Raw genomic sequence first — 19470 nt, 5'->3', positions numbered from 1 at the left:
TCCAGTCAAAGCCAACGGCCTCAACCGGAGTCTCAATATAGCTCTTCCCCGTTTAACCGCACACCGTTTTCATATTTTCCCTGGGTAATATCGACATTCACGCCCTTGCCATCATAATGATTGCCAGAAGCATCCTCAAATTCCTTCTCGAACAGATATTGAATGACGCTGTTATCTTCATTGTTGACGGCAACCTTATGGGATAGATTCGCAGTCGGTGCATCACCGATCTTCTTCTTCCGCTGCTCAAATCGTTCGAAGGACCTATCTTCCCTCGTCCCGGTCCACATTTTCTCCGCAACAACCTGAACTCCAGGGAGCATACGGTCATGTGAATCATCCATCGACAATCCGTTAACTTCAGAAGCATCATTCCATAAGCAGAACATACCACCTTTGACATGGGGATGGCCGAGTGGAAGCGTCGTTGTCTCCCATTTCACAGGCTCCCATTCATTATATAGGAGCTGGGTATTGAGATAGTTCCCATATACGGTAGGAACGATATACATGTAAGTATTCTGGGCATTGATGACATCATAGCCGAGATCCACCGCTTGCTGCGGAGCACCATAAGGTTCATGCCAAATATCCATTGTGGCATCTGTACTAATCGGCGTCACTCCGTTATAATGCGTCAGCCCGCCCCATAAGTGGGGGTGCTTGCCTTTGCTGTTAATATATTTGATAAGGGTATCCATATACCCGCGGAAGACCTCTGTATCGCCATTGTATTCATCTGTACCGATGTTAATATCAGGTCCGATGAAGGTCGGATCATTGCCGTCCAGGTATTCATCTAGTAGGGATTTGACGAACTGCACCGTCTCCGGTTTGGATACGTCGAGCATATTGTCGTCTCCTGTGGACGGATTACCCAAGGACGGATTATACGAAGTAAATACACGGGAATGCCCTGGTGTATCAATTTCCGGAATGATGTTCACGCCATATTCCTTCCCCATAAGCTGCAGGTCTTTAAATTCCTGCTTCGTATAATGGCCGTTTGGACTAGCCAATCCCGGATAAGTGCTACTCTCCAGCCGGAAGGCCGCCCTCGTTCCATCCTTGAACGGTGTTCCGACACTATCATTCAAATGAATCTGGAATGTGTTCATCTTGTACCAAGACAGTAGCTTCACATAGCTCTGCAGGAAATCGATCGTATAAAACTTACGCGCCACATCGATCATAAGCCCGCGCTGCTCGTATTTGGGATAATCCCTTGATTCCCCTCGTGGAATGGTGCGGTCCGGATGCTGCTTGATAATCTGCAGGGCGGTTCTTGTACCGAAAAAGACTCCCTGAGCGGTAGATGAAGTCATAGAGACGTACTCATCGACCTTGAACAGGTTCCCCTCATCGCCTAGCCATGTCAAAGATGGATCAATAGCTATAAACAGATCGCCTTTCTTCGGCTCTCCATACTCAATCTTGATATCTAATCCGGTAATATCCTGCAAATCTTGGCGCGTCAATTCGGCGGCATTCTGAAGAATCTCATGATCCTTCGCATTCACGACGATTCGCGATGATTCCGTCAGTGAATAATTGCCCTTGCCACCGTACCACTCACGTAGCGATGGAATCACGTCCGGTTCGGAATTACGGTCCGAAGTTTGTTTATGCTGTCCCGGAACTAAGACCGTAATATTATCGGAGAGTAGCTTGCGAATTGGATTCTTCTTGTCCGTGACCTGAATAATCAGATTCACCTTGGCATCTACTAAGGGCTCGCGGATATCCCCTTCCAGGTCAATCACGGGCAGGCGGTCGCTGCCATACAAGGTGACCTCATAATCTTCAGGGACATGAGCCGCAGACCAATCGAGCTTTGTCTGTCCGGCATTTACCTTAAGCGCTGCGGTTACATTGTCCACAATCGTCCGCAAATCATGCAATTGGTATACTTCGAATTCATAAAAAGAGTAGCCGTACAACGTGCCTTCAACCGGCGCTCGCTTGACCCCCTGGAATTTCACGTATCTTGCCTTGAGCAGCGGGAAATCAACGGTTTCTACCCCACCCTTACTCTTGATGACACCACCGTCTGCTTTTACATTCTTCCAGCGCTTAGCGTCATCCGATACGAGAATTTTGTAGCTTTCCGCCGGTGTCTGCCAACGGATCACAACGCGGTCAATATCCATCTTCGCACCGAGATCCACGTAAAACCACTGATCATCCTTGTAAGGGGACGACCATCTGGTATTCCCCTTCCCATCAACAGCTAGCTCCGGCTTCAAAGCATCCACTTCATTACCTGAGGCGACGACTTTCTTATGCAGAGCCAGATTCGTCTGCAAAGGCACCTCTTTCACAGCTTGCTTAGAAGTAGTCTGGGCATGAACGGCTGCCGGCTGAGCAACAGGTGTCAACATCATGGCCAACACAAGCATGGTTGAAATGGCTTTCAAGAAGATTTTCTTCATAGTCCCTCCATATGCTCTTGGATTTGATGAAACGGCCTTGCTTGGCATAGATGCAGAAAAAAACCATCACACTTCAAAAAATATGGGTGAAAATCCCACCATTATCATATAACAGGAATTTTTCCGCCGACAATATACACTTCTTTACATCACAAAAAAACCATCCGAAAAGTCAGGTGGTTGGGCGTCACTATATTTATGTACGAAAATATGCTGCTAAAAGTTAACAGGGCTGGCTCCTTCATGTTCCATGATCAACAACCAACCCTGCACTTATACCTGGAATAATCTAGACTATTCCCGGAAACTTCAACGAAATGACCGCTCCACCTTTACTTCCATTACCCGCCTGAATTAGTCCCCGCAGCGCTCAACAATCGCACGCGAGATGGCAAGTCCTAGCCCGGATTCGCCGTCTTTGCCTTTGACAAAGCGATGGAACAGATACGGCAGCAGTTCCTCCGGTATTCCTGGTCCGTCATCGCTAACATTGATTATGATCTGCCCCTTGCATAGCTCGGCATGAATATAAATATGATGCTGCGCATAACGCACTGCATTGGAGACAACATTCAACATCGCCTGCAGAAGCTTGTCTCGGTCTGCGCGCAGCTTGACTGTTCCGAGACTCCCGTATTCCGTATGAAGAGTGATCTCCCGCTTAACAAGTAGTGGATTCAGCCTCTCTACGGTTTCCGTCAGCAGTTCCTCCAGGGAAATCTCCTCGCTTCTGAACACATCCTCTTCACTATCCAGTTTGGCTAGAAGCGTCATCTCGGTCACGAGCTTCTTAAGTCGGGCGCTCTCATCCATAATGATGTCCAATCCTCTCCGGACACTCTCTCCCTCAAAGACGCCGTCGCGGATCCCCTCCGCATAACCGGAAATAGACATCAGCGGCGTTTTTAATTCATGGGATGCATTTTGGAAGAACTGCTTCTGTACTTGATTAAAGTGATTCAACTCCGTTGCCATTTCATGCACCGATTGAGCGACCGAGCCGATCTCCCCTCCCGCCTTAATGAGGGCCACGTCCGAGAACTGGCGCTGTTTGACTTTATTCAGTTCATTACGAAGTCGGATTAACGGGTTAATCAGCCTTTTTGTAATGAAAATACTAAGAAGAATCATGGCGAAACCGGCAGCGCTAAAAATAATAAGCAGTCGCTTCAGCAGAGCCTGTTCAATAGTTCGGACTTTGCTGATTGGCGTGTACAGCGTCAGTTTTCCTTGAGGCGTTAATTTCTCTACCGAGATGAAGTTTTTATCCGATCCAGCCTGGATGCTCTGAACGTTGGAAGCCATGTTGGTTGTAACTGCGGCCTGCGTCTCTACCTTCTTGGTTGTATAGGCTATTGGAGACGCCGCAATCACACTGCCCGTCTGATCGGTCAGAACGGCACTAATGTTCGGGGAGGGAGCAGTGATTGGAAGCTCTATTGGCAATTTTCTCATCGTGACGTCGGTCACCTGGGGATAATCCTCCCTGAGTGAAGCTGTCATTTCAATACTCATTGCTGTTAGATCCTCCCTTTGCGCTCCGATCAGATGATCTAACAATACATAGTGAATGACGATTCCAGCAACCGACAATACCAGCACCATTGCAATGCCAAAAGCCAGATTGATCTGATGTACGAGTTTCATTCCGTCCTTCCACCTCCATCATTTCTCATTCGGTAACCATGTCCCCATATCGCTTCAATGGGGAGCTCTCCAATTTTTTTGCGCACCCGTTTGATCAAATGGTCTACTGCTCGATCACTGCCGAAGTAATCATCCCCCATACATAAGCCAGCAATTCATCCCGCGTGAAGGCGCGATTGGGATTCTCCGCGAACACCCGCAGTACTGCAAACTCCTTGCTAGTCAGATCCACTTCCTCTCCGTCCCAAAAAGCTCGGCGCTCATCCGGCAGCAACAGCAGTCGGCCAAGTTCAATCTGTATAGGTGGAGAAGGGATTGCGGGCTCCTCTGACTGATTTAGCTTATACCAGCGCTGAAGCTGTCTTTTGACACGGGCCACCAGCTCGCGCGGACTAAACGGCTTGACCAAATAGTCGTCGCTGCCCAGCTCCAGGCCCAGGATTTTATCAACTTCGCTATCTCGTGCAGAAATCATAATAATAGGCACTTCCGCTTCATTGCGGATACGTCTGCAAAATTCATACCCGTCCATGCCGGGCAGCATAATATCCAGCACCCATAAATCGGGCGGATGGTCTCTCCATAGATTCCATGCTTCCTCCGCACTGCTCAGACCAACGGTACGATAATTTTCTTTCTGTAGATAAGCCTCTACCAGATTTCGAATATTTGAATCGTCATCGACGACGGCAATCACATATTGATTATTCATTTTCATGTCCTCCAGCGATTTCTCCTACATCAGTATAACAACGAATTCAGATCGGCAGGGTGAATGCCATCGTTTTTCCACAAATCCACCAATGGCTTGACATAGACGTTTCTTACACTAATACATGCAAGCGCCTATGGAACATCAAGCGAGGCAATATCACTTCAGCTATAGGAGAATAGACGGTGCCAAAAAACAGATGGAATTCAAGTCGAAATATAACTGCAACGATGAAAAAGGTATGTCTAATAGCCGTCTTATGCTGATATGCTGGTTCGTATTTCTGGCCTGTTCCAGGGCCGCAATACTAACCTACGACGTGATATGGGGTGGTCTCGGCCATTAGCGGAAATATAGAAAGCTCTTCTGCTTAAGACGAACCGAACCCAAGCTGTCGCGAACCTACGGAGGCTTGAAAATCTATCTTTCAAAGGAGTGTTCACTCATGAACATGCAAAATGTAATCAAAAAGACAGTTCTTTCCGCCGTTATGTTATCCGCAGCCGCTGTACCGGGAATCACCCATGCTGCAGACAACGCAGCGAAAACAGTAATTCCAAGTGTGAAAACACAGGCTGCAACTATGGTAAGCATGGATGGAAAATCGCAGAATATCACCATTGTCAAAATGGCTGATCCGTTGGAATTGGCCAAGCAATATGCTCCTGATACGGTAGAGGATTGGAAGCAAGTACTGGAACAGAGGGGGAAAGTCACTGCACCCACAAAAACAATCGCTGCGAAGCTAACTCCAGTAAAAAGCCTGTCTGAAATCAAAATAAGTGATAATGAGGAAGTAAAAACATTGCCCGGACAGGCCTCAATCGCTGTATTCGTCTCCAAAGACGAGGCCACTGTAGCAGAGGATGCCTTCTCGAAGGCCTGGGCCGCCTTGGTCAAGGCTGAAGAATCCAAAGATTCCACCGCTATCCGAGAAGCTCTGGACGGACTGCTAGAGCAGTTCAAACTGGCTAACGCAGAGCGAGAGCGGGAAGCAGTGGGAGAATAAGACGTTAACAGCCCCGTTGAACCATTACACTGCCATATAAATAAAGCAAACTGCAGTGTCATATTAAAAAAAGGCTGGCCCCGTCATGTCGATGACTAAGGGCCAGCCCTGTTCTATTTTCAAATATTAAGCTTCAGTCTCCAAAGGATACTCTTCCATGTAGCTGAGCAGTTCATCCACAGTTGTGAAAGCAAGTCCAGTTACGGTGTCCGCACAACCATAGTAGATAGCGATACGGCCAGTTTCCGCATCAGTTAAAGCCGCACAAGGGAAGGTAACGTTCGGAACATCGCCAACGCACTCATACAACGTCTCAGGTCCAAGAATATAGTTACGGGAACGCGCCAGCACCTTCCAAGGCTCGTTGATATCAAGCAATGCACAACCCATACGGTATACGAAGCCATTGCAAGTATTGATAACGCCGTGGTAGATCAAGAGCCAGCCTTTATCGGTCTCAATTGAACCAGCCGGGCCAATTTTCTTGGATTGCCAAGCAGAGGCATCACCATTGATTGTACCCATCACATAACGGTGTTTGCCCAGAAAGTAAGGTCGGGACTCGCACTGTAGAAAATATCGCCGAACGGAGTATGTCCTGTATCGCTTGGACGGCTAAGCATTGCATAGTTATCACCGATTTTACGAGGGAACAGTACGCCATTACGATTATAAGGCAAGAAGGCATTCTCTAATTGATGGAAGGTCTTGAAGTCGGTCGTATAGCCGATTCCAATCGTAGGCCCATGATAGCCATTACACCAGTTGATATAATAGCGATCTCCAATCTTAACAACCCGTGGATCGTAACGATATTCCCGCTTAGTTACTTCTGGATCTCCTTCAAATTGGATCGGTTCATGATTGATCTCCCAGTTCACGCCGTCCTTACTGAAGCCAGCGAAAATGTCCATGCTAACGGATCTAGAGTCACAACGGAATACACCGGCAAACCCATCTTCAAAAGGCACTACGGCCGAATTAAATACGCTGTTGGAATTCGGAATCGCATTCCGTTGGATAATCGGGTTAGCGGAATAGCGCCATACTGGAGCGTTGCTGCCAGCAGGCTTGTCCTGCCAAGGGATGTTCGTCAGTTTTTCGCCAATAATTCTGCTCATTTCAATTCTCCTTTTCATATAAAAACGATAAGTTTCGAGTAATGAGAAAACATACTTAAGATCATCTTCGCACTACGAATTGTAAGTGACGGATATCTGATTTGCAATTGAAGAATCACGACATCAAGTCGTGGGTCCGCCTTCGGCACGCGGATTCGCACGCCTTAGCAGCCTGTACCTCATGTTTACAGAATGCCTTCCTTCATCGCCCGGTATACGAGCTGTGAGAACAGGCTGTTCGACCAAGCGAACCATTTCCGCGTAAAGATTGTTGGATCATCGACATGGAAGCCCTCGTGCATGAATCCGGTATCCGCATCCGTGCTCTCCAGCATCGCGATCATCTCCAGCTTCTCTTCCTTCGTCTGCGCCGTAATTCCCTGCATCGACAGCGCCATATGCCATACATAATTCTCTGGAGTATGCGGGCTGCCGATTCCTTTAGCTGCTTTCCCTTCAAAATAGAACGGGTTCTCCTTGCTTAGAGCAAAGCGTCTCGTATTCTGATAAATCGGGTCATCAGCTGTTACATAGCCGAGATAAGGAATGGAGATCAGACCTGGTGTACCCGCATCATCCATCAGGCAGTAGTTGCCAAAGCCGTCAGTCTCATATGCATAGATCGGACCAAATTCCGGATGGCGGTAAATACCGTACAGCTTGATGCCGTAATCTACCTCGAACTCCAGCTCTTTCAGCTCGGCCAGGAAGTCCATATCACGGAATACCCATTCTGCAAATTCCTGCATCTGACGCAGTGCTACAACTGCGAACATATTGCCCGGAATGTTGTAATGGAAGTCGCAAGCATCATCGCTGGAACGGAAGCCAGACCAGATCATACCCGTGTAGTTGACAGGCATGCCAAGACCCTTGTTACGCAGTGAGTCTTCAGGGATTCCATTATTACGAGTAAAGCGGTAAGGCGAATTCTCAAAATGATGCTGCTCGGTCTTGAAGACCTCCACAATCTTTTTCATCGCCGCTTTGAAGCCAGCGTCAAAGATATCAGTTTGCTCGGTCTCCTTCCAATACGTATAAGCTAAGCGTATGACAAAGCATAGGGAATCGATCTCGAATTTGCGCTCCCACACCCATGGGGACATATCGGTCTCATCGGTCGTATTCCAATGCCAATCATTTGCCGATTCATTGAAAGCATTCGCATACGGATCAATATGGATATATTGAATATGGCGTTTGATCAAGCCGCTGATAATGCGCTGCAAATCCTCGTCCTGCTTCGCGAACGGTACATATTGAATCACCTGTTCAACCGAATCGCGCAGCCAGGAAGCTGGAATGTCACCAGTAATAACGAAGGTCGTTCCATCGTCCATCAGTTTAGTTGTCGTCTCCAGCGTATTCGGGAAGCAATTTTTGAACAATTGCAACAGCTTCGGACGATGTGCCAGCTTCACCTCAGCTTCGGCTAATACATCCTTTATCGCAGCCGGGAGCTCCAGCTTAGGCATCGGTATTTTCGGGAGTCTAAATTGTTCCATGTCGTCACGTCACGCTCCTATAGTCTGATAAAATAGTTGTTATATAAGTCGAACTAATAATTGGCCGATGAAGGCAGCCGGGTGAAATGTTCTTCCGATCGCTGTTGTTCACAGATTTCTATGATTTAATAAATTCAACCAGTGTAGAAATCTGTTCACAAAGGCGAACGCTTCACTTCTCCAGAATCATTTCACCTAGGTTCGATATTCTAAAATGTATCTTCCTTAGAATGTCGAACCCTCTTGCCTGTGCCCAGCTCTTTCTTTAGTTCAACTTATCTAGTGGTGAATCCTGATCGTCTTGATCTCATAAGGTGCAAATTGCAGCTCGATCAAGCCGTCCTGATGCTCTATAGCCTCAAGCTCATGCTCCAGGGCATCCGAGAGGAATATCTCCTTGCATGACTGCGGCCATTGCAGGGTGATTCTCTCCCGTCCGCCAGAGGATTCGTACAGGCGTAGAATACTTGCCCAGCCATCCTCCGATGGTTTAATTGAATCCAGTACGACATGCTGTCCTGTAAACTGGATCAAGGACTGCACGCTTGGAAGCTTTCCTTGCCCGCGCTCCACTTCAGTCACCTCAGCTGGATGGTTCAGTTCCGCTGCTCTTCTAAGCGTATGCGCTTCACGCCAATCTCCCTTATGCGGGTACAGCGAGTAAGTGAATTCATGCTCGCCAAGATCAGCGGAATGGTCCGGCCACTTCGGTGCTCGCAGCAGTGACAGACGGATCGTACTGCCTTGAATATCATAACCGTACTTGCAGTCATTCAGCAGGCTGACACCATACCCATGCTCCGACACATCGACGAAGCGATGGCCGCACACCTCGTACTGCGCCTGCTCCCAACTCGTATTGCGGTGGGTCGGTCGCTCCAGCGCACCAAACGGAATTTCATATGTTGCTTTATCCGTTACGATATCGACAGGGAAACCTACCTTAAGCAGCTTATGGGCTTCGTTCCAATGTACTCTCGTCTTGAAATCGATGCGCCTGTCTTGATGATACAGGATCATCTCCTGCGTAATCTCTGATTCATTCAATTTCCAACGGAAACGAAGCACGTCCTGGATGGGACCTGTACTATGCAGTTTCATCTCCAACAGCTCCGCATCACCTGCAGGCTGCTCCTCATATCTGGTATCGATATCCCAGGCATCCCAGAGCGTAGGACGGTCATGGAAGAAGTGGAAGCGATTCGCACGCTCCCGGCCTGAATGATCTCCCGATCAGCTGACTTGTCATACAAACTGATGATCTCGCCCTGGTTATTGAAGCAAATCCGGTAGTACCCGGTCTCCCAACCCTGCGTCAGGAGATCATCAGACATCTTGTCTGATGAGGCCGGAGCTTCGGATACTTCCTGCTTCACCCAGACCGTCTTATAGCCGAATGCCGGAACATCCGGTACCTGAACCAGTATCGCCTGGCTTCCTTCGGCAGTACCAATAGCTTCATGAGCAAGACGAAGTCCGTCCCCATCATATACAGCTAGTAAATTACTCCGATCAGGACCTGCAATTTCTATGATAGCATCCCGGCTCCAGCCCAGGCTGTTAAATACGATATAAGGCTGGCCTTCGCCTTCTGTATTTACGCAATCAGTCAAAGCCTTCAGACCTTGCTGCAAACCGTTGTTCCCAAGTTCAAATATCTCTCTATATTCCTTCATTGAGGTCTCATAAGTCTCCGTAATCGCAGAGCCTGGAATGATATCATGGAATTGGTTAAGCAGAATAAGCTTCCAGCCGTCATGCAGTGAGCGGCTGATCTCCTGCTTCTGATCGGCCACTAACTCCGACGCCGCCAACGCATTCCACAATTCGGCCTCCCGGTACAGAACCTCAGCCTTCCGGTTGTTCCGTTTATTACGTCCATGGGTCGTATAGGTCCCACGGTGCAGTTCCAGATATAGGTCGCCCCTCCATCTTGGAAGCTGCGGCGAGGCCTCAGTAATACCTGCAAAGAAGTCAGCCGCTGAGCTAAATTGACTAGAAGGCTGGCCAACCATCAACTCAGAACGCCTAATATACTCCAGCATTTCCCGAGTGACTCCGCCGCCTCCATCGCCATGCCCGTACAGCAGCATCTGCTCATTATACCTTGCTTTCTCCCGGAAAGATTGCCAATGATCGTGAACATCCTTAGGTAGCGTATTCTCATTAACGCCATGATTCAGATAAGACAACATTGGCGTTCCGTCGATACCTACCCAATAGAACAGATCATAAGGGAATACATTCGTGTCGTTCCAACCAAGCTTCGTCGTCATGAAATATTCAATGCCACCATGCTTCAGAATCTGCGGCAGTGATGCACAGTATCCGAAGGTATCCGGCAGCCATTCAATCTTGGAGCTGCGTCCGAACTCTTCCTCATAGAAACGTTGTCCGTACAACATCTGGCGCATTAACGATTCACCGCTCGGAATGTTCAAATCCGGTTCAACCCACATTCCGCCGACAAGCTCCCAGCGCCCTTCTTGAATCCTGAGCTTCACTCTCTCATACAACTCAGGATCATTGTCCTTCAGGTAGCTAAACAACTGCGGCTGACTCTGGGCATATCGGTACTCTGGATACTCATTCATTAACGCATCGACCGTAGAAAAAGTGCGACTCGTCTTGCGCACCGTCTCACGTGCCGGCCATAACCAGGCAATGTCGATATGCGACTGACCAACCATGTGGATCAAACCTTCGGCGTTTCCACCGATCGCAAAAATGCTGTGTCTGAGCTTTTCATCTATGGCCGCTACCAGGCCTCCTTCACGAATAGCCCCTCGATCAAGTGAGACAAATTCATCCATGGCTTGGTATAACGCCTCAATCAAACGAACTCTGCGAAAATCCTGCTCTGGCAGCAGTACCGCCGAATCGCGGATCACCGTCGTTGTATACATCAGCTGTTGCACCGGGTGATTCACGCTAACGATCGAGCTATAAATCGAGCGGATCGGCGGCTGGATCACGGCTTGTTGATTCAACGGATCTACCGGTTCCGGAATCGGATCGAACAATTCGATTTCAAGCTCCAGCGGACGACCTATCACGTCATTGCTTAAGGTAACAAAAGTATGATTGCGGTCCAGACCTTGATAAGACTTCCCGTTGATACGCAGCAGCCCTTCGCCCCCGGATTGGAAGATCAGGCCGATATGCTGCCCCTGCTGCATCCATTCCTGCGGAATATCAAGCTGCTTGCAGAAAAAGTATGTCGTTCCTTGCTTACTAGGAAAAAGCTCGAAATTTTGCCCTTCTGTAAAAGGAGCTGCATCGACATATTGTCCTGGCAGTTCGTACTTAGATGATACGATTTCCCAATCACGCAGCTCACGCTGCTCCAACCATTGACACTCAGATAGTTCCCGAATAAAACGCCTGATCCGTTCCATCCCAATTAATCCTCCAGCACAAGTAAATGGGCGCTTAACGTGTCGTTCACATGCTTACCTACCAGCACACGGAACTCTCCCGGCTCAACGACCGGTTTATAGTCCGCTCCGATATATTGCAATTGCTCTGCACCGACTGTAAACTCTACCGTCCTGCTCTCACCTGGAGCCAGAGTTATTTTGTGAAAACCCTTAAGCTCCTTCAGCCGGTCTAGTTACAGTACTAGCAACGTCGGAGATGTACATTTGCACAACCTCCGCGCCAACACGATCGCCGATATTTCTTACTTCAACGCTGACCTTTGCTGTTCCTCCGCAGAAATTGTCTGCAGCTGTACAGTAAGATTGGAATAACTGAACTTCGTATAGCTCAGTCCATAGCCAAACGGATAGCGCGGCTGAGAATCATCCTCTAGATAACGCTTACCTCTTGAGCGCTTGCCATTATAATAAACTGGCAGTTGTCCGACATGCTTCGGTATGGAAATGGTCAATTTGCCGGAAGGGTTCACATCGCCAAACAGGATATCCGCGATGGCATGTCCTCCCTCTTGACCTGGGTACCAAGCTTCAAGAATCGCATTCGCGTGGTCTTCAATCCATGGCTCCGCTATAGGACGGCCGTTAATATAGATAACGATTACAGGTTTGCCAAGCTTATATACTTCTTGAATCAATTCAAGCTGCACTCCGGACAGCTTGAGTGACATACGGTCGATTCCCTCGCCGCAATCCATATCGCTCGAGGAGCGATCCGTCACCTTCGAGGCTCCCGTCTTCAGATCAATGGTTCCTTCACCGAAGTCACGCGCGCTGGACCCGCCAACAACCATCACGACCGTATCAGCTTGTCTTGCACATTCAAGGGCATAATCAAAGCCCTCTCTCGATTCATCCTTAATCCGACAGCCTGGAGCATAGAGCACGCGTTCCGGCTCGTCCGTAAGCTTACTGCGAATTCCGCCTAGTACAGTCGTTACATTCGCAGGCGGCTGTGGAGAAGTATAATCTCCAAGCTGATTATAGCCGATATCGGCATTCGGTCCGATTACGGCAATCCTACCAGACTTCTTCGATAACGGAAGAGTCTGATCTTCATTCTTCAATAGAATAATGCCCTCTTCAGCAAGCTTCCGAGCAAGCATAATATGTTCTTCACTGCCAATGACGCTTGCCGCTCGCTCAGGATCTGCATACGGAGCGTCGAACAAGCCGAGCTTGAACTTCAATTCGAGTACGCGGAGGACTGCAGTGTCGATGATCGCCTCATCCAACTTGCCTTGCCGTACAGCCTCGATCAGATGCTTGCCGAACATTTCACCGGACATTTCCATGTCAATACCGGCGCTAATAGCCTGAATAGCTGCATCCATTCCGTCCTCTGCAGTATCATGACCTGCGGCTAACATATTGATCGCCCCACAGTCGGTAATGACCATGCCTTCAAAGCCCCACTCCTTGCGGAGAATGTCCTGCAGCAGTTCACGATTCGTTGTACAAGGAATACCGTCGATCTCATTGTAAGCTGGCATAATCGATGCCGCTCCTGCTTCCACCGCTTTCTTGAAAGGAAGCAAGTCAACCTCAAGTAGTTCCCGCTTACCCATATGCACCGGGTCCAGCATTTCTGCCGCCTTCCGAGCTACCATAGCCGACGAAATGTTTCAATGTAGCAACTACGCTATCTTCCTGATCCAGCGACTGACCTTGCAGCCCCTCTACTGAGGCTACTGCCAGCTCACTGATCAGGTAAGCATCTTCGCCGAAGCACTCCTCAGTCCGGCCCCAACGCGGATCACGGACAACATCAAGTACCGGCGAATAAGTTGCTGCCCCACCTTGACTGCGCGTCTCGCGAGCCACAGCGCGGCACATCTCACGATACAGCTCCACATTCCAGGTACTCCCCAGGCTGAGTGGCACCGGGAATACAGTAGCACCAATCGCCATATGACCATGCGAGCATTCCTCACCAATCAGGATCGGAATACCTAATCGTGAATGTTCGATCGCATAACGTTGGATTTCGTTGACGGCTGCTGTGCCTTCTTCTGGCGATAATCCAGTCTCCAGCGTCACACCGGTCCATGGATCAGCGCGAAGCACACCATATAGGGAGCCAACTCCTCCGCTTTCAATCTGCTTCTTGAAAGCTTCGGTCAGTTCGATGTTACCGTCCCTATGCTCGTAGACCTGCCAGCCGAACGGTTGAACCAACTGCCCGGTCTTCTCTTCAAGCGTCATCAGACTGAGCAAATGTTGAGCCCGTTCTGAGTTGGAATAGTTACGATCCTTATAGATCACGCTTTCCTACTCTCCTTCCAGAGGAAGTCCAAAAAGCCCGTTTTGGATCCCGAAGTGAATCAGGAGTAATTCGGCCTTTTTGAACTCGCACTTTTATGAAGAACTTATTCTTTAACAGCCCCTACAGTCAAGCCTTGGATGAAATAGCGTTGGAAGAATGGATACGCGAAGATGATCGGCAGAGTCGCCATAACAACCATCGCCATACGTGAAGTATCCTGTGGTAAAGATCTCATCGCTTCAAGACTTAGCGAACTGTTCTGAGCATTTTGCATAATGAACTGCATACTGGTCTCAATCCGCATCAGCATCGATTGCAGCGGTACTAAATTTGGATTGTCGATGTATAGCAGCGCGTTGAACCAATCGTTCCAGTAGCCAAGTGTACTGAACAAGCCGATGGTCGCAAGACCAGGCAAGGACAATGGAAGAACGAGCTTGATAAAGATGCGGAACTCGCCCGCGCCGTCAATTTTCCCTGACTCGATGATAGCATCCGGAACACTTGTTGAATAGAACGTCCGCAGGATCATAATGTAGAAGGCGTTAACGGCCAGTGGCAGGATCAATGCCCAGACCGTATCCTTAAGCCCCATCAATTGCGTTACGATGATGTAGGTCGGTACGAGACCGCCGTTGAACAGCATCGTAAAGAACGCAAAGAAGGAGAAGAAATTACGGTAACGGAAGGTCTTTCTGGAGATAGCATAAGCATAGAATGCCATGAACAATAGGGCTATGACTGTACCGACCACGGTGACGAAAATCGTTACTCCGTACGAACGAAGCAGCGTATCACCCATGTCGAACATGTAGCGGTAAGCACCCAAGCTCCATTTCTCCGGAATTAACCGATAGCCGTTCTTAGCCAGCGTTCCCTCATCCGTCAAGGAAATGATAACCACGAATAGAAAAGGGAACACGCACAGAATTGCAAAAATCCCGGCAATCAGGTTAAAAGTTATATTCATAGGCGTCGATAGATTGTGAAAATCGCGTTCTTTCTTTCTTTTAGACACTCTGCTCACTCCCTTGCAGTATATTTAGAACAAGGCGTTATCCTTGTCGAATTTGCGTACGATATAGTTCGATGTCATGACGAGTGTGAAACCTACGACGGATTGATATAAGCCTGCCGCAGCACTCATGCCAATTTCACCTGTTGTTTTCAGTCCACGATATACATAAGTGTCGATAACGTTCGTTACCCCGTACAATGTACCGGAGTCTCTTGGTACTTGATAGAACAAACCAAAGTCTGCATAGAATATTTTCCCGATCGCCAGCAGAGTCATAATCGTAATGATCGGTTTCAACATCGGCAATGTAATCGCACGGATTTGTTGCATTTTGCTAGCTCCGTCAATCATTGCTGCTTCATAAAGGGATTTGTCGATACCCATAATCGATGCCAAATATACAACACTGTTATAGCCTACCGCTTTCCACAGGTATACCAATACAAGAATTAGCGGCCAATATTTTGATTCTGAATACCATTGAATTGGAGGAATTCCTAATGAGTTGAACACTCCGTTCAGCAAACCGCGATCCGAGCTAAGGAAGCTGAATGTGAAATAACCGACGATGACCCATGATAGAAAATACGGAAGGAACATCCCGGTCTGATAAACTTTTGAGAGCCGCTTGTTCGTGATTTCCGACAAAATAACGGCCAACAATACAGATAAAATCAAGCCTAAAAAGATAAATACGATGTTGTACAGCAACGTATTTCTTGTAATGATGTACGCATCATTCGTACTGAACAGAAACTTAAAGTTCTGCCATCCAACCCATTTACTATTAACGATACTGGCCCAGAAGCCATCCCGGTCGAAGCGGTATTCCTTAAATGCAATTACCGTACCGAGCATCGGTAGGTATGAGAAGAAAAGGAACCAGAGTGCCCAGGGAGCACCATAAGCAGCATCATTCTATTTCTGACGATATTCTGAAAAAACTCGCCGACCCTTTTCACGTTTTATCCCTCCTGAATGTAATGAAATAAAATGACTGTTGATAGATAGTCGGCCTTGGACAACTTTTTAAAGACGGCCGTACGTTTGAACGAAAAAAGATCGGGCATAGGCAAATCACCCGCCCGATCTTCTCTATTATCAAGGAATCAATCCTTATTTAAGCTTACTTACCAGTACTTGCTCTCCACTCATCGATTTGTCTTTGAGCTTCAGCCATGATTTTATCAAGGCCAGCGGCTTTGAACTTCTCAATCGCTTTTGGAAGGTATTGATCAGGATCAACAGTACCTGTCATCAATGCAGACCAGTATTCTTCCTTCACGTTTTGAACTGCAGCCAGCTCAGTGGTTACCTTCGAAGTATCGAAGTTGAATCCGAGCAATGGAGCATTGATACCAGAATCGTTAAATTTCTTGAATTCATCCCACTTGTTAGCAGGGTCACCTTCATTCAAGTAAGTAATCATGATGTTACCAAGGGAGAAGGTAGGCATGTCGTAATTCTTGGATTCATCCAAGTTCTTCATAACGTTGTCGCCAACTTTTTCGTAATGAACCCCTTCGATACCGGAGTCAACCATATTACGAAGTACTGGATCTGTGTTGAGAAGGTTCAGGAATTCCATAGCTTTCTCAGGGTATTTCGAGTTAGCAGAGATTGCTTGCATGGAACCCATTACCGACCAGTTATAAATGTAAGGGTCGCCAGCTGGTGTGGATACTACAGGGTATCCATAACTTGCGGACCAGAGGTTATCAGCAAAAGGCTGTGTGCTCGCACGGTCCAAGAACCATTTACCGGACTTCATCAGATCATCAGTAGATGTTGTCGTAGCTGCTTCTGCAGAAATATAGCCTGCTTTGTAGTACTTGTTCATCGTTTTCAGAGCAGCTTTTAATTCAGGGCTTTCCAAAACGTTAACTACTTTATAGTCTTTCGTATCCATTGAAACAGCCATCGGTAATTTCTCGATAACATAGTCATATGGAATCACAGGCATGTAAGTCTTGTCCATTGCGAAAGGAGTAATGTTTGGCTCATTTTCCTTAACCGTCTTCAACAAAGGCTCAAGACTTTCCAGGGAGCGTACATTCTTCATATCCAAGTTGTACTTGTCCAAAAATTCTTTATTGAAACGCCATACTTCTTGTGCTGGCAATTCTTTGTTAGCTGGAATACCATAGTTATGTCCATCTACCTTAGAACCTTCCAAGAACGCAGGATCAAGTGTTTTCACAATGTCTTGACCATGAGTCTTCAGCAGATCATCAAGCTCCATGAACGCGCCTTTACGTGCGTTTTGTACATAATCAAATGCCCATGAGCAAGTGAACATGATATCCATCGGCTCGCCGGATGCAGCCATAACCTGCATTTTTTGCGTATAATCACCGAAGTCAATCTGTTTCATCTTAACAGTTACCCCGATTTTTTCTTTCGTGTATTTGCTGACTTCTTCCATGACTTTGTCAGTATCTTTTTGCGGCGTACCAATCGTGTACCAAAGCAATTCAACTGGCTTCTCACCTTTACCATCGCCGGCTGCGTTATTGCTTGCATTTTTTCCTCCGCAGGCGCTAACGAGAAGTGTAAGTGCCATCAGCGAGGCCAACATTAGAGAGAATTTTTTTCTTTTGGAACTCATTGTTGAATACCCTCCTTTTAATTTAACCTTGACTATTTATCTGTTCTGTATTCAAGGACTACCTTAACTTTAAATTATGAAAGCATTTTCAAATAGAAGTGAAAATAAATAAATCCATGTACAAAATAAAGAAAAAGGCTTGCTAGCGTTATTTTCTAGCTAAGCCCTTTATATTCAGTCGGTGAGATACCGACATATTTCTTGAATTGCTTATAAAAGTATCCGGTCTCCCAGTAACCAACGCCTCGTGCAATTTCTTGTACCTTCATAGGACTGTGCTTCAATAGCTCCTTGGCCTTCTCAATCCGGTACCAGTTAATGTAATCGGTAAAAGACTGATTGACCTCCTTGTGAAACAGCTGACCAAGATAGACCGGATGGATGTGGTACAACGCCCCAAGCGTCTTCAGCGAAATGTCCTCATTGTAGGACTGGTCGATATAATGGAGCACCTGCTGAACGACCGGACTCTTCATATCATTCGTTAATGATTCGACCGTAATTTCTACGACCTCATACATAATTTGAACCAGTTCTTCAACTGAAAACGTCGTGCGGATTCTCGCGAACTGATCCTTGTAGAGATCAGCTTCTTCATCATGCCTGATCTCCTCAAGCTGCATTTTGAAACGAATAATCCACTCCATAGCCAATTCCTGTAGGAGCCTAGGCGATATCCCTTGCACCTGCCGCAGTGTCCCGAAATCTTCATCTATATGAGCTATTAGCCCAGCCGTATCTCTCGCCATGATCAGCTTGGAATATTCACTCCAATTCATAGGAATGCTACGCTCGGCATTATCCTGATGATCCTTCAACTGGTCATAATGGAGAATATCCTGCTCCGGATAGATCATGAAGTATTCCTGTGCTTTTTTGGCGTGAGTATAGCTTAAGAAAGGCTCTTCCTCCATCTCCTGGATACTGCCGATCGCCATCTGAAGCGGACGAAAAGATAACAGAACACCCATCAGCTGCTGATTCATCAGTTTCGCTTCCTCCAGGCCTTCCTCCAAATCATCAAAATTGTACACCAGTACAATATTTCCCTCCATATCGCAAAAAGGGATCACTCCCTCCTTACCCCACAATTGATGCAGCACAGCATCGAACAACGATTGACTCGATTCCTTGGACCGTAGCAGCGATACCAAGACGTAATGCTTGTCCAAATGAATCCCTAGCAAGTCGGCACGTTCTTGAAACTCCTGAGGGTTAATCTGATTTCTTATCCAGCGATACATAATATGATCCTTCAAGATCATTATGCTCTGTTCGCTCAGATCGTTTAAAGATCTTCTGGAGGCATTCAATTTCTCGGCAACTGTATTCAGTGTAGCTTTGAATTCCTCAATGTTGATCGGCTTCAGTAAGTAATTCTCAATACCGAGCATCATGCCTTCTTTTAAATAATCAAACTCATTAAATCCACTCAGGACAATTACTTTAAGTTCCGGCTGTGATTCGCGAATTTGGCGGATCAGATCAAGCCCATTCATCTTGGGCATCGAGATATCAGTGACGAGTATATCCGCTGGGATATGCTTCAACGCTTCAAACGCCTCTAACCCATTCCCAGCTTGGCCAACAATCTCCATTCCGAGCTCTGCCCAATCCACAATATCGTATAAACCTTCAATAATAAACGGTTCATCATCTACAAGGAACACTTTGAACATCGTCTATTCATCCTCCCCCAGATCAGGGAACAATAC

The 19470-nt window shown here is 47.3% G+C and carries 8 protein-coding genes and 5 pseudogenes; 2 read left to right on the top strand and 11 right to left on the bottom strand.

The window, feature by feature from the left end; translation table 11 throughout:
* Positions 1–32: 32 nt before the first annotated feature.
* Positions 33–2399 carry a family 20 glycosylhydrolase gene (locus RE628_RS02430; RefSeq protein WP_309157230.1) on the bottom strand — a complete coding sequence of 789 codons (2367 nt, stop codon included), beginning with the start codon at positions 2397–2399 and terminating at the stop codon, positions 33–35.
* Between RE628_RS02430 and RE628_RS02425 the strand changes: the two genes are divergently transcribed.
* A complete protein-coding gene (locus RE628_RS02425) occupies positions 2383–2544 on the top strand; it encodes a hypothetical protein (RefSeq protein WP_309157229.1) in 162 nt (53 codons plus the stop codon). The two genes, RE628_RS02430 and RE628_RS02425, sit on opposite strands and share 17 nt — an antisense overlap.
* A gap of 242 nt (positions 2545–2786) precedes the next feature.
* Here the strand turns inward: RE628_RS02425 and RE628_RS02420 are convergent, their stop codons facing one another.
* A complete protein-coding gene (locus tag RE628_RS02420) occupies positions 2787–4079 on the bottom strand; it encodes a sensor histidine kinase (protein WP_309157228.1) in 1293 nt (430 codons plus the stop codon).
* Positions 4076–4791: pseudogene (locus tag RE628_RS02415) on the bottom strand (response regulator transcription factor). Before RE628_RS02415 ends, RE628_RS02420 begins: the two are co-directional and overlap by 4 nt.
* A gap of 445 nt (positions 4792–5236) precedes the next feature.
* Between RE628_RS02415 and RE628_RS02410 the strand changes: the two are divergent.
* Positions 5237–5800, top strand: a complete 564-nt coding sequence (locus RE628_RS02410; RefSeq protein ID WP_309157227.1) for a hypothetical protein — start codon at positions 5237–5239, stop codon at positions 5798–5800.
* 126 nt (positions 5801–5926) lie between these two features.
* Here the strand turns inward: RE628_RS02410 and RE628_RS02405 are convergent.
* The 8 genes and pseudogenes from RE628_RS02405 to RE628_RS02370 form a co-directional block, all read right to left on the bottom strand.
* Positions 5927–6921: pseudogene (locus RE628_RS02405) on the bottom strand (glycoside hydrolase family 130 protein).
* A 185-nt stretch (positions 6922–7106) separates the two neighbouring features.
* Positions 7107–8426, bottom strand: a complete 1320-nt coding sequence (locus tag RE628_RS02400; protein ID WP_309157226.1) for a glycoside hydrolase family 125 protein — start codon at positions 8424–8426, stop codon at positions 7107–7109.
* A 279-nt stretch (positions 8427–8705) separates the two neighbouring features.
* A pseudogene (locus tag RE628_RS02395) lies at positions 8706–11824 on the bottom strand (alpha-mannosidase).
* 5 nt (positions 11825–11829) lie between these two features.
* Positions 11830–14068: pseudogene (locus RE628_RS02390) on the bottom strand (glycoside hydrolase family 3 N-terminal domain-containing protein).
* Between the two features lie 164 nt (positions 14069–14232).
* A complete protein-coding gene (locus tag RE628_RS02385; protein WP_309159342.1) occupies positions 14233–15099 on the bottom strand; it encodes a carbohydrate ABC transporter permease in 867 nt (288 codons plus the stop codon).
* Positions 15100–15171: 72 nt separating this feature from the next.
* Positions 15172–16064, bottom strand: a pseudogene (locus RE628_RS02380) (ABC transporter permease).
* Positions 16065–16273: 209 nt separating this feature from the next.
* Entirely contained in the window at positions 16274–17755 is a 1482-nt protein-coding gene (locus RE628_RS02375; RefSeq protein ID WP_309157225.1) for an ABC transporter substrate-binding protein, read from the bottom strand.
* A gap of 155 nt (positions 17756–17910) precedes the next feature.
* Positions 17911–19434, bottom strand: coding sequence for a response regulator (locus RE628_RS02370; protein ID WP_309157224.1), 1524 nt, complete (start codon positions 19432–19434; stop codon positions 17911–17913).
* Between the last annotated feature and the right edge of the window lie 36 nt (positions 19435–19470).

Origin of the sequence: Paenibacillus sp. D2_2, from assembly GCF_031199965.1 — a bacterium.
In the GTDB taxonomy this organism is placed as follows: domain Bacteria; phylum Bacillota; class Bacilli; order Paenibacillales; family Paenibacillaceae; genus Fontibacillus.
The sequence above is the reverse complement of the archived record's forward strand: the minus strand, read 5'-3'. Positions and strand labels throughout refer to the sequence as shown.

What these genes read in the sequence shown, in the direction of transcription:
- RE628_RS02400 (WP_309157226.1), bottom strand. Translation starts at nt 8,426, where the DNA reads ATGGAACAATTTAGACTCCCGAAAATACCGATGCCTAAGCTGGAGCTC.
- RE628_RS02370 (WP_309157224.1), bottom strand. Translation starts at nt 19,434, where the DNA reads ATGTTCAAAGTGTTCCTTGTAGATGATGAACCGTTTATTATTGAAGGT.
- RE628_RS02425 (WP_309157229.1), top strand. Translation starts at nt 2,383, where the DNA reads ATGGCCAACACAAGCATGGTTGAAATGGCTTTCAAGAAGATTTTCTTC.
- RE628_RS02420 (WP_309157228.1), bottom strand. Translation starts at nt 4,079, where the DNA reads ATGAAACTCGTACATCAGATCAATCTGGCTTTTGGCATTGCAATGGTG.
- RE628_RS02410 (WP_309157227.1), top strand. Translation starts at nt 5,237, where the DNA reads ATGAACATGCAAAATGTAATCAAAAAGACAGTTCTTTCCGCCGTTATG.
- RE628_RS02385 (WP_309159342.1), bottom strand. Translation starts at nt 15,099, where the DNA reads ATGAATATAACTTTTAACCTGATTGCCGGGATTTTTGCAATTCTGTGC.
- RE628_RS02375 (WP_309157225.1), bottom strand. Translation starts at nt 17,755, where the DNA reads ATGAGTTCCAAAAGAAAAAAATTCTCTCTAATGTTGGCCTCGCTGATG.
- RE628_RS02430 (WP_309157230.1), bottom strand. Translation starts at nt 2,399, where the DNA reads ATGCTTGTGTTGGCCATGATGTTGACACCTGTTGCTCAGCCGGCAGCC.